The 12803-nt window shown below is 46.3% G+C and carries 9 protein-coding genes and 1 pseudogene; 2 read left to right on the forward strand and 8 right to left on the reverse strand.

Annotated elements, in window-relative coordinates; genetic code table 11:
• Window positions 1-66: 66 nt before the first annotated feature.
• On the reverse strand, window positions 67-939 hold the full coding sequence (gene nadC / locus B092_RS0101630) for a carboxylating nicotinate-nucleotide diphosphorylase (RefSeq protein ID WP_018573500.1): 873 nt from the start codon (window positions 937-939) through the stop codon (window positions 67-69).
• Between the two features lie 88 nt (window positions 940-1027).
• Between nadC and nadA the strand changes: the two genes are divergently transcribed.
• On the forward strand, window positions 1028-2083 hold the full coding sequence (gene nadA, locus B092_RS0101635; protein WP_018573501.1) for a quinolinate synthase NadA: 1056 nt from the start codon (window positions 1028-1030) through the stop codon (window positions 2081-2083).
• Window positions 2084-2105: 22 nt separating this feature from the next.
• Here the strand turns inward: nadA and B092_RS0101640 are convergent, their stop codons facing one another.
• Entirely contained in the window at window positions 2106-3101 is a 996-nt protein-coding gene (locus tag B092_RS0101640; RefSeq protein WP_018573502.1) for an NUDIX hydrolase, read from the reverse strand.
• 302 nt (window positions 3102-3403) lie between these two features.
• Between B092_RS0101640 and B092_RS0101645 the strand changes: the two genes are divergently transcribed.
• Window positions 3404-5608, forward strand: coding sequence for a PepSY domain-containing protein (locus B092_RS0101645; RefSeq protein ID WP_018573503.1), 2205 nt, complete (start codon window positions 3404-3406; stop codon window positions 5606-5608).
• Between the two features lie 87 nt (window positions 5609-5695).
• Here B092_RS0101645 and B092_RS0101650 read toward each other — a convergent pair whose 3' ends face one another.
• From B092_RS0101650 to B092_RS15980, 6 genes and pseudogenes are all read right to left on the reverse strand, one after another.
• Window positions 5696-6400 (reverse strand): dienelactone hydrolase family protein, encoded by a 705-nt coding sequence (locus B092_RS0101650; protein WP_018573504.1) that lies wholly within the window; start codon window positions 6398-6400, stop codon window positions 5696-5698.
• Between the two features lie 287 nt (window positions 6401-6687).
• On the reverse strand, window positions 6688-9783 hold the full coding sequence (locus B092_RS0101655) for a molybdopterin-dependent oxidoreductase (protein ID WP_018573505.1): 3096 nt from the start codon (window positions 9781-9783) through the stop codon (window positions 6688-6690).
• 15 nt (window positions 9784-9798) lie between these two features.
• Window positions 9799-10887, reverse strand: a complete 1089-nt coding sequence (gene nrfD / locus B092_RS0101660) for an NrfD/PsrC family molybdoenzyme membrane anchor subunit (RefSeq protein ID WP_018573506.1) — start codon at window positions 10885-10887, stop codon at window positions 9799-9801.
• Window positions 10888-10904: 17 nt separating this feature from the next.
• On the reverse strand, window positions 10905-11678 hold the full coding sequence (dsrO, locus tag B092_RS0101665; protein ID WP_018573507.1) for a sulfate reduction electron transfer complex DsrMKJOP subunit DsrO: 774 nt from the start codon (window positions 11676-11678) through the stop codon (window positions 10905-10907).
• Window positions 11679-12056: 378 nt separating this feature from the next.
• A complete protein-coding gene (locus tag B092_RS15975) occupies window positions 12057-12347 on the reverse strand; it encodes a response regulator transcription factor (protein WP_255313371.1) in 291 nt (96 codons plus the stop codon).
• Window positions 12342-12545: pseudogene (locus B092_RS15980) on the reverse strand (response regulator transcription factor); the annotation flags it as partial. The pseudogene B092_RS15980 and the gene B092_RS15975, both read right to left, overlap by 6 nt.
• Window positions 12546-12803: the final 258 nt, after the last annotated feature.

Here is a 12803-nt window from a genome sequence, read left to right on the forward strand (position 1 = left end):
TTCATATTTAATTAAGGCCGGGGGCGCTACAGCTATCAGTGAGCGGCCCCTAGCTTTGTTGACCAATCAAGCCACATCTAAGCCAATATCCAATATCGGTGCGCTATGCGTGATCCAACCGATGGCTATTTGATTCACCCCCTGTTGCGCGATGGCTATGGCAGATTCCGGTGTGACCCCACCGCTGGCCTCACTAATCGCTCGCCCGTCAATACGGCGAACTGCTTCAGCTAACTGCTCAAGCGACATATTATCCAATAAAAGTACATCAACACTTAACGCTAAAGCCTCATCAAGCTGCTCCAAGCTATCCACCTCAACCTCAATCTTTACTAAATGACCGACTGCCGCTCGCGCACGCTCAACCGCTAACGTCAGACTACCGGCAACGGCAATATGATTATCCTTAATCAGCACCGCATCATCTAAGCCAAATCGATGATTACGCCCCCCACCGACACGCACGGCATACTTTTCTACTGCTCTTAAGAGTGGCGTCGTCTTGCGGGTACACGTCACATAGCAGTTGTACTCAGCAATACTGTCCGCTATTTGAGCGGTAATCGTGGCTACACCACTAAGATGGCAAAGAAAATTTAAAGCTGTACGCTCAGCCGTTAGCAATGCACGCGCAGGTCCAGCTACTCGAGCGATACGACTACCCTTCTCCAAACGTGCACCATCTACCAACAGCGGCTCAAACACCACCTCTTTATCCATCAATTGAAAAGCTAGACGCGCAAGATCAGAACCGGCCAAAACACCCGGACGACGAGCCACCAGAAACAGCTCTGAATAACAATCAGCGGGAATAATTGCATGACTGGTGATATCGCCGGCACGCCCCAAGTCCTCTGCCAAGGTAGCTCGCACGATCGGCTCAATTAACAAATCGGGTAAGGGGGGCACTGAGGCGACGGGATTTATCTGTTGATTCATGTCATTTATCTATCATCATTTTACTTATACTCAAATATAGCATAACATATACTCATTTTAAGCAATAATCATTTATGAGGAGAATTTCATGCTTAATCAACAAGAAAAAGTAACACCACGTAGTGAATTAATTCATCGAATCAAGCAGTTATTAAAACAGGAAAATGCCGTACTGGTGGCACACTATTATGTTGCCCCAGAGATACAAGATCTGGCATTAGAAAGTGGAGGCTGTGTCGGTGACTCCTTAGAGATGGCACGCTTTGGTCGTGAGCACCCGGCCACCACAGTAGTGGTTGCAGGTGTCCGATTTATGGGCGAAACAGCCAGTATTCTCAGTCCTGAAAAACGCATTCTAATGCCAAGTTTAGAAGCCACCTGCTCTTTAGACCTCGGTTGCCCCGCTGATAAATTTGCCGATTTCTGCGCACAACACCCGGATCGTACCGTCGTCGTTTATGCCAATACCAGTGCCGCCGTCAAAGCACAGGCAGATTGGGTTGTTACTTCCTCTGTCGGACTGGATATCGTCGCCAGCTTACACGCCAACGGCGAGAAAATTCTTTGGGCACCCGATCGACATCTCGGCAGTTATATACAGCGAGAGACCGGCGCTGACATGCTACTTTGGCATGGTGATTGTATTGTTCATGATGAATTCAAAGGACTGGAGTTAGAGGCATTACGCCGACAACATCCGGACGCCAAAGTACTAGTACATCCCGAAGCACCGGAGTCTGTCGTGCAGCAAGCTGATGTGGTAGGCTCTACCACGCGCCTAATCAAAGCCAGCACCGAACTTGATGCTACCCATTTTATTGTGGCAACTGATCAGGGGATTTTGCATGAAATGCGTAAACAGGCACCAAACAAAACGTTTCTTGCTGCGCCCACCGCCGGTGAAAGCGCCAGCTGCAAAAGTTGTGCATTTTGCCCTTGGATGGCAATGAATGAATTGGACAAACTGGCCTCTGCATTAGAAAGCGGTTTGAATCAAATTACTGTGGACCCTGCACTAGCTCGTGCCGCTCGCCTACCCATTGAACGCATGTTGAATTTTTCCGCTCAACAGCAACGAAGAGTACGAAGTAGCGGTAATATTGAAAATGACATGGAGCTCTATCAGCATGTCGGTGCAGTATGATGGCTGCCACGCGCCTCACACGCTAATAGCGAGCGAGGGGTAGTTTAGAACTGGCCGTCGAGTGCTCGAGTATGACATCTTCTCGAAATCGAAAGAGCTTAGGCGGCCTACCACTAACGACTTCAGCTAAATCGCCGGTTTCTTCAATTAAGTTTTGCTGCTCAATCAAACGCCTAAAATTCTGCTTATGCAAAATGCGCCCGGCTAAAGACTCAATCACCGTTTGCAATTGCAATAAAGTAAAGGTTGGCGGCATCAACTCAAAAACCACCGGACGATATTTAATTTTAGCGCGCAAACGCATCATACCCGTGGCCAGTATGCGTCGCTGGTCAAAGCGCATAGGACGGCCTAAAAGATGATCGCGGTGACCTTCCAACCACCGTTGCTCATCTAAATCATGAAACTGCTCTTTCTCATAAAGAATCTTATCACGCAGCGCTTCAGGCACTAACCCCGCCTCATACAGCAACTCATAACGCGGTAGCACCAAATCTTCATTCCACTTAAAGTCGCCCAATCCATAGGCTAATTGGACACGCTGCTGTCGATGAATGGACTGTGCCGGTGTCTCTGATTGTGCAACCCACGCTAAAAGCTGAGGCTCTATATGATCGCTCAATAAGCTCGGCTTACCATGACGCCAGTCCTCCCAGGGAAAATAGTCATAGCACCGCTGCCAACTGACCTCATCGCTTAAAATCTCTGCACGCTCTCTGGTCAACGCCAAATAGCTCACCGACAGCACCCGCCCCCCAGTCAGATAGGCTCGTCCTTTGTCTGCAAAGGTGTAAAGCTGTTCAACATAGCTTAACGTATGGTTAGTCAAGGCCTCAACCCATACCCGCAAACCGTTTTGCAAAGAACGATGCTGCGTCTGCAACTCTCCGGCCGGCAAAGCATGCGCACAATGCGTGGTCAATACCATGGGCTCATCATCAATAATGGCCACCAGAACAGCAACCAATTCTGCACTTAATGGCCACGGATTATGAGTTGAGCTAATATCCAAATCCACCCCGATACCTAATGAAATAAAATTTAATTATAGCGTATCGACGACTTATCTTCTTAGCTGAAAAAGCGCTGAATACTCGCATTACAACGTAACAAGACGCATTGTCATTTTCCTTATCATTTGCCTTCAAGCCCCATTTGACACGGCTTTCAGCTAAAACGAACATATGTAAGTAAAAACCCTAATAAACTTGTGCTATATCAATTATTTCTAATCTTCCATATGTTAGATTAAATTATTGAGTTAGTCGATCTACTCTTCTTTTCTACTATTCTTTTCTACTCTAGGGGCAAAATAAATAAATGAAAAAAATCCTCCTCACCTTCCATCGTTATGCCGGTTTGATCTTAACGCCCTTTTTTATGATTCTGTTAATCACCGGCATGATCTTAACCTTCAAGCCGATCCTGTCACCAAGCACGACCAATGAAGCCATCGGTATTCAACATGCACAGGCGTTTAGTGCCGTAGTTCAACAAGCGGAAGTCGCTTCAGGACAAATTCAAACAATCGCTCTTGATGCGAACGGTCAAGACATCTGGATTAAAACTCAGGGCAACCCGCTTGAGCAACGCTTTACGATTGCTGAAGGCCGCTTGATTGGAGAGGCCGGTATGAGTTCGGCGCTCTACAATACCGCCAAATCACTGCACAAGGGGCTACTCATAGGAGCCACCGGTTTTGTGGAGTTCCTCACCTATGTCTTTATCGCTGTCCTTTTGGTTGCCCCCTTCTTAATGCAAGTTCGTTGGCAAAAGCGTCTCATGAGTATTCACAATGCATTGGGTTTCTGGGCGATCCCTCTCTGGTTGCTGGTTCCTATCACAGGTTTGCTGATGAGCCTGAAAGTGGGTGCACCTGAGGTTGGCAAGCTCAACTTAAATCAAGAACTCACGCCTGCAGTTCAAGTCATGCAGGTACTTGAGCGTGAGAATCAACTACACAACTTTGTCTCACTTGAGACCATGCGCGGTCGATCCGTGCTGATTAATCTGGCGACCGACGCAGGAGTGCAAACATTCCAAATTCCTACTGCTACGCAAACGCTTGAGCCAGTTGGCATCACGACCTACTGGCCTAAACTCTTACATGAAGGCACATGGGCAGGCGCACTATCCGGTTGGTTGAACTTTATAATCGGTGCAGGCTTGAGTTTCTTTATCCTCTCCGGTGCCTATAGCTGGTTTCGTCGTTGGCTTCAGGACCGCGCAGCCCGTGCCTCAGCCACGCCATTAACAGGTGGCAAGGAGGCTGTCTTAGTTGCCTACGCATCACAAACAGGCACAGCGCAAGGACTGGCTAAAACCACCCAAGATTATCTTGTAGCGCAAGGTGTAGATGCTCAACTGAGCCCCATGTCCGTAGTGACGCCGAATGATTTAGGTCAATTTGCACACAGTCTTTTACTTTGTTCAACCACGGGCGAAGGTGATCTGCCTGATGGCGCCAAACGCTTGGTGAATGCACTCAAACAGACCATCGACAGCGGTATTAATTACAGCGTTTTTGCTTTGGGTGATAAGAGTTACCAACATTATTGTGCAGGCGGATACCTACTCGATCAAGCATTGGCACAAAGCGGTGGCCAAACCGACTTAGAAATTGTCTGCAGTGATGCTGATCCGGTTCCCGCCTGGCAGGTGTGGATTAAGCAAGTTAACAATTTACTCGGCTTACAAGCAACCGCTGCCCCGCAAATAGTCAGCAATGACACCGCATTAAAGGCGACCTTACGCAGTCGCATCCGTTTAGATGATCCCGAACTCGCACCGCTTGAAGTACAGAGCTTGTATTTTGAACTTCCAAACGATGCACTATTCCGTGGTGGTGATCTACTCTTAGTGACACCTCCCGGTGACACCGTCGCACGCCCCTACTCCATTGGTAGCGATGCGATTGACAGCAATCTGGTACGCCTCACGGTCAGTGAGAATCCCTTTGTCGATGAGCAAGGCCAAACTCGCCAAGGGCGCACTTCCAATTACTTGTTAAAAGAGTTAGCGGTCGGTGAAAGCATTCAAGTGACCTGGCGCCGTCACCCGGACTTTAATTTAATTGAAGACGATCAACGCCCGATCATCATGGCAGCCACCGGTTGCGGTATTGCCCCCTTACTGGGTTTCTTGTCACCGTTACGTCGACACCCACGCTTTGCTTGGTTATTCTTCGGTAACTCACATAGTGAAGGCAATAACTTCTACAAAGAAGAATGGGATAAAGCCCTCGCAGAAGGCACTATCAGCCGCATTAGCCGAGTCTTTGATAATGAAAACCGTGGTTATATTCAGGATCTTATGCTGCAAGACGGCAAAGAAATCTATCGCTTACTGGAGCAAGATAACGCCATTATTTACCTCTGTGGCCGTACTCGTACTGTAGGTCAAGGCGTTGAGACTGCACTCCTAAGCATTGCCCAAGAAGTCAGTTCTAAGAGTCGCGAGGAGGCGGCAGCATGGCTTGATGATTTGCGACGCCAAGAACGTATACGCAGTGACTTATTCGGCTAATTACCCTTAGCCTTGACTTTGGCGCTCTCCCCCTAAAGAGAAGGAAGAGCGCCACTCTAACCCTAAAAGCAATATTGACGGAGCGATCTAACTGGCCAAATGCTTCTGCATAAACGCGATAGATAATTGCTCCGCTTTGGCAGCGGCATCTGCGACAAAATGTGCGCCGTTTGGCCTAGCAAAGGCATGATCACAATTTTCATAAAGCTCATAGCCCCAACCATCGCGGCGTTCGACCTCTTTAATGATAATTTGGCGCACATCCTCGGGCACGTAGCTGTCTAATTCTGCAATATGCAAAAAGCTCACGGCAGCATCCGCTGGCAGCGCCGGGAGAACGGATTCTAAAGACACACCATAGAAACTAACAGCGCATTTGATGTTTACTTCACCGGCCATTTCCACCACGAGCCGCCCACCCATACAATAGCCAACAGCGGCAATACGATCGTGTCCGATTAGCTCTGCTAATTTTGCACGAGTCGCTTCTAAATCTGCAAGTGTGTCAGCAGTCTGCATTTTCTGCATAAAGTCCACACCCTTTTCAAACTCCTCAGGAATCGTCGGGTCTAAGGTCACGCCGGGTTCAAAGCGCCAAAACAAGTCAGGGCACAGTACGTTATAGCCTTGACTCGCCCACTGCTTAGCCTTAAGTTGTAAGGCATCATTGATTCCGAAAATCTCTTGAACTAAGACAATCGCCGGTGCCTTTTTAGGCTCAGCAGTCTCAGCCGGTACCCATAAGGCTTGCATCGTTTGGCCTTCAGCCACATCAATATCGATAAAACTCATTTGTACTCCCTCCTAAAAAAGATAATTGTTTAATCCTTATAGCTTAACCTGTTTTTATTACTCTTCACAGTGCTAACACCATATCCATATCATCCTCTACTCTAAGCTAAACTTTCAACAGTTACTCCCTTGGTAAGCGAACACTTACATGACATTGCCTACCCTCAAAAAAAACCGACCAACTGACTAAATTGGTCGGTCTAAAAACAGACCTAATAAGGGGGAAGCGTTCAGAGCCGCCGGCTCAAGGATAACTTACGAGGGTCCTTCAGCAATCCTACTTTTTATTATCCTGTTACTGCTTCAATCTTAGCCGGTAAGCCATTACGCACGACGGCACCAGACACGCTGTCAACCCAAATATTTTCATGGTTACGCGTCGGATCGGTTAAACCAATCTCATTGATATTGACGCCCGCTCGGATAAACGGCTCATCGGGCCAGGTGTGGTCACCAATTTGATGCGCACGTCCACCTAGTTCCGTATGACCAAAGCCATGTTCAATGCCGATGGTGCCTCGCATCACGCCAGGATAAACAATGATCGTGCCCTCGATAGAACCGCCAGGTGTTGAAACTTTAGCCGTTTGACCAGTGGTTAAAGCAAAACGCTTTGCGTCCTCAGGGTGAACAATCATCGGATTATCCGGCTTTAAGATAGTTAAGGAGGTCCCAATGGTATAAGGACTTAATAGCTGTGACTTAAAGCTGACTAATAATAATGGCCATGCCTCTTCGGTATAGATCTCACGCATGGGTGTACCATCCGAGAAATGAGGCTCACGGAACTGCGCAGTACCCCAGTTAAACTGACCATTAAGGTAATTTCTTGAGCTACCAACGTTTTCATTCCAAAGCCACAACACATTTTTAAAGCGATGCTTTTGCCACTCTGGATTATTTTTGTCCTGTGCTTCATTGGCATTTTCAAAACGACCACCACGAGTGTAAAGATAAGCGATTTTACGCCACTCTTCGGGCTCTAAGCGACTCTCTAAATCGGCTCTTAGACGCTCTACACCAGAAAGAGCCAAGTCTTCATCGGTAGCATCAGGCACTGGATTACCACCCGCATAAGCAATATTGGCACCACCTCGGAAGTACCAATCTTCTGCAGTTTCTAATGGCACTGGATTACCTTCTACATCTTTTAATCCTTCCGGACCAAAACCCGGTAAGCCCATGTATTTAGCTAATTCAATATGGAAACTCTCAACCGCAATCGGCTGACCATTAGACGTTTTCTCAGCAGCTGCTTCAACCACTGGCCAACGAGCGGCCATGGTTTTGGTGGGCACACCATTCCAAGGTGAGACCCAACCCCAACTCTCATAAAGCAGACTATCCGGCACGATATAGTCGGCGTAGCAGTTTGTTTCATTAATAAAGGGATCGATGGAGACAATTAAAGGAATTTTCTTCGGATCCATTAATTGATCTTCAAACTTTTTCTTTAAACCCGCGATACCGTAGACAGGATTACACATCCATAGCACTAAAGCATCTAATTTATACGGATAATCTGTGGCAATCGAAGCCAGCCACTCAGTACCCAAGCCTGGCGCATTAGGATACCACTGAGTAGGGGCCGGATATAGAGGTTCACCAGCTGCTTGACGACGCTTAAACTCACTCGTCCGTTCAAAGGGGACATTACGCCCAATAGGAATACCTCGCGGTTGTACCTTACCCTCAAAATCCACTAAGTTGTAACGCGGCCCAGCGGTTGCGTCACGAAAACCTCCGCCTCCCATCACAAAGCCACCTTTATTGTTAAGGTTACCAATTAAGGTGTTTAAAGTGACGACCGCAAAGGCGTTATAAAAGCCATTACCTGACATCATGCCACCGTGAGAAACAATACTTGCTTTGGTCCCATGTGAACTAAACTCATCGGCTAAGCCCTCGATCACCTCGACCGGAATACCGCAATACTCAGACGCTTCTTCAATCGTTTGACGCATCGCAGATTCTTTGAGTAACTGTAAGGCTGTCTTTAATTGGATATCTTTGCCGTTGACCAATAGACCCTCAGGCGCTTCTAATTGAGCAGGACTCATCAGCGTAATTGCAGCTTCAAATTCATTATCCTCATTTAGAACAACATAAGGATCATCATCGCCATAGCGCTTCTCAGCCTCCAACTCGACACCAATATCCGAACCACGCAAATACTTACCATAACGTGGGTGCGATGGATCCTGAATCACTAACCAAGATGCGCTACAGTAAGATGGGAAACCGAGAGACTCCGCAAACTCTGGATTGGCACAAGATAAATAGGCTTTATTATGGCGATCGTGCTCAAACATCCAACGCATCATGGCCATTAATAACGCACTGTCCGTACCCGGCACAATCGGCACCCAATTTGAACGCTCACCAGCGGCACGGCTATCGGCATTACTTAACACAGGATCAATGATGACATAATCAACCTTACCATCGGTACGAGCTTGAGCAATTAATTCACCGGTACGACGGAAAGGGTTACCGGTCGCACCGGGAGCAGTACCGATAAAGATAATAAACTCAGCGTTCTCAATATCTGGTTTAGCATGCGGCATCGCCCGGTGATCCCCAAAGACAGCTCCGGAACCTGAACGCCATGACCCACCACACCAAGAGCCATGACGGACAAAGTTTTGCGTACCAAATGACTGATTCCAGAAACGGCGGACTAAGGCCTCACGACCATCATTCACCGAGGTAATAATACCGACTTGATTGGCAATCGGGCCAAACTCTGGCGCCTCTGCTTTAATCGGTGTTTTTAAGTCACGCAACGCTTTAAAACCCTTAACATGACCCTCACCAAATAAATCACCACCATCTGCTACTTCGCGAATCAATTGCTCAAAAGAAATGGGTTCCCACTTACCCGAATTACGTGGTCCTACGCGTTTCAAAGGCTGCAACACACGGAAAGGTGACGTGTGATGCTCTTTTACCGCATTACCACGACCACATAAAGTAGCGCGATTCTTTTGGCCTAAATCCGCATGTTGGGAAGTAGCGATAAAGCTATCCTTTACCGATGTCTCATAAGATAAATGATTAACCGCTGCTAAGGGGTGATAAGGATTACCGCCAACGCGTAAGACCTGGCCCGTTTCCTTATCCACACGTACTCGCACTCCACATATCGTGGTGCAACCCAAGCACGTTGTGTAGCTCACTTGCTGCTTAGGATTTAAAGTAATTTCGCCGCTTTCTTTATTAACACGGTACTCAGGCTCATGAGAAAAGCCGTTTAATTTATCTTCATGAGGGTCTTTTTTTGCTAAAACACTACGCCCCATGCGACTAAGAGTTTGTGAAAAACCTAGCGCGCCGGCCGCTAAACCACCGACTGCAATCAATTCTCTACGCTTTAATTTCATTTTCATACTCCTAGATTAATTTTCTTCTAATTCAAACTGTTTTAAGGGAACTAGGGAGGTGAGCACAATATAAACAAAAACACATAACCCTATCGTGCCAACAATACCTAATAAACCGTCAGGCCCCCACGGTAAGCTATAGCTATAGGAACCTGCACCGGTCTTTGGAATTTCTTGGCCACCCATGAAGACAGTCCATCTGAACATCCAAACCGTAATCACAGTCGATAGACCGAGTAATAAACCATTGCCAGGAAATCGCCAAGCTAATAATAAGGTGGCAAAAATAATGCTCACACCAACAACGGTAAATAACTCCCATTGATTAATAAATGTTAATAAGTTCATTGCCTTGCCAATTTTTGGACTTAGACCGCTAAAACCTAATAACAACCAAATGCCACCCACCACGACAATCGCTAATTGCGTCCAAAAAATCACCTTAACGAACGGCGTAGTGACCGCCTTATTGCGGCGATTAGCTGTAAAAAAGTTTAAGATTAACGCAGCACCCGCAGCACCCGCCATGGCAGTCAAGGCAAACTGAATCGGCACAGCAAAGTTATTCCACATAGGACGCGCTTTGATCACGGCGACTTCCATGCCCGTATAAACCATCACTAAGACAGCACCGATAAAGGCGAATAAAGCAGTCAACTTAATCAACCCATGTGCCGGCTGATTTCGTAGCGCCAAAAATCCTGCTATTTTCGAATAACGATGATTACTAGCCGCAGACTCTTTCAATAAAGGCTGCAAGGCTAAAAATCCATAAGCCACCATCCACGCTATATAGAACACTAAGAAAATCGAGCCCCATGACATCCATGACGTTGTCTGAAAGTGTAGATAGAAGTTCAAAAAACGACCGGGTTGATGCAAGTCAGCTAGTAAGGCAACCGGTGCAATCAAGCCGCAAGTCAACATCATGATCAAGGCATAATTTGAGGGCACCTTCCACTCAGACTTTTTAAAAACCACACCGGGTAAGGACAATAAGAATGAGCAATAACAAATCCCAATTAAAAAGAAATACTGCACTGCCCATGGCAACCAACCCACTTTATGAGTAATATTTAAGGTTTCAATAATTTGTGCTTCCATGACTCGCTCCTTAACACTTATGCCTGCGCCATTTCGCCACGATTACGCGGCTTCCATAAGGTACCATTACCTTCAATCTTGTCAGTAAAACGCTCGTCTAGACCAATGTAGTAGACTCGAGGCTCTGTGTTCATCTCAGGCTTAAGCACTTTTAACTCGTCTTTATGCTCTTCCATACGTTGACGAATTTCACTTTCCGGATCGTTTAAATCACCGAAGATACGGGCACCTCCCACACAGGTTTCAACACAAGCGGGCAATAAACCTGCTTCAACCCTGTGTAAACAAAAAGTACATTTATCGGCTTTATGAGTCACCGGATTGATATATCGCGCATCATAAGGACAGGCTTGCACACAATAAGCACAGGCTACACAACGATCGCTATCGACCACCACAATGCCGTCTTTGCGCTTATAAGTAGCACCCACTGGACAAACCGGCACACATGGCGGGTTATCACAATGATTGCAGAGGCGTGGCAAGACGTACGCTCCAGCTGGTTGCTCGCTTGGATCATCTGACATTTTGACGCTATAAGAAGACACAATCGTTCTAAAATTACCCTCCGGTACCGCGTTTTCCTGAATACAGCTCATCGTACAGGCTTGGCAACCAATGCAGCGACGAACATCGATCAACATGGCCCAATATTTACTCCCATCATCGGGAACAGATGCTTTAGCCACTGTTGGCATAGCAACTGCACCGGCCGTTACCACAGGGATTCCTTTTAAAAAGCTACGACGTGTCACTTGGACTGAGTCCATACAATTAATGTGAGTATTCATTTTTTTAACTCCTTTTGTTTATAGACTCATTCTAGAGCACCACTTTTTTCTTTCCTATCGGAAGTTTTTGCTGCTCAATAGATGAAACCATCTAATTTTTAGGGTTTTTACTAAAAATTAGCCCTAGGGCTTGATGTGGATCAATGGACGTAAAACAGTAAAAACAGTCTTATTTTCACCGCTAAACAAAGGAATTAATGCGAGCGCCTATGGCCTCACCTTCAGAATAATGTCACGTATTGATAAACATATCGATAAGCTGGCGATACACTTTGCTTTGATCGTTTGATGGCTTTGAGTAGTTGCTTTAGCGGCTATTTTCTTAGCCAGAGTTACCAACAGTAAAGCACTCGGTATGACGAGTTTTTTATTGCTTAATTAATCTAAGCTATTAGGGTCGGCTTTTAGCATCAAATGTGCTAACTCCGCTGCACTACTAATTGCAGCCTTTTCCATGATATTTTGACGGTGAATATGCACTGTTTTTTCACTAATATCTAGTTGCTGGGCTATTAAACGATTGGATTGCCCACGTGCTAAGAGATTAGCCACTTGTGTTTCTCGGGGGGATAAACGCGCCAGAATCTCTTCTGCTGCTTGTTTGCGTTGTAGATTGTCCTTAATTTGTTGGGCAAAACGCGCCGCTGCCGCTACCTCATCTAACAGCACTTGATCCTTAAAAGGTTTACTTAAAAAACCATAGGCTCCAAGCTTCATTGCTTGTACTGCCATCTCAATATCACCATGCCCGGTTAAGAAGATAATCGGTGTAAGCCAACCCAACTCATTAAGCTTAAGCTGCAATTCCATACCACTCATCAATGGCATACGGATATCTAATAAAATACAGCCTGAGACTTTTGCATAAAAACGGTTAAATAGCGCTTTTTTGTTCTACTTGGAAATTTTTTGATTTTTTTGGAAATTTTCGACAAATTTCACCCCGCTTTTATCGATAAATGCCTGTTTTTTTGGCATTTATCTGCCTAATTCTGCCTTTTAGGCAAAATTAGGCGCAACTATCCTAAGCTTATTGGCAGCTTTTAAACAATTGATGCAAATCGCTTTCAAAAGCGACTGCGCATGCACCTTGACGAGACCAAAATAGCTTGCCCGCTTATGTTT

The organism is Oligella ureolytica DSM 18253 (assembly GCF_000373745.1).
Taxonomy (GTDB): domain Bacteria; phylum Pseudomonadota; class Gammaproteobacteria; order Burkholderiales; family Burkholderiaceae_B; genus Oligella; species Oligella ureolytica.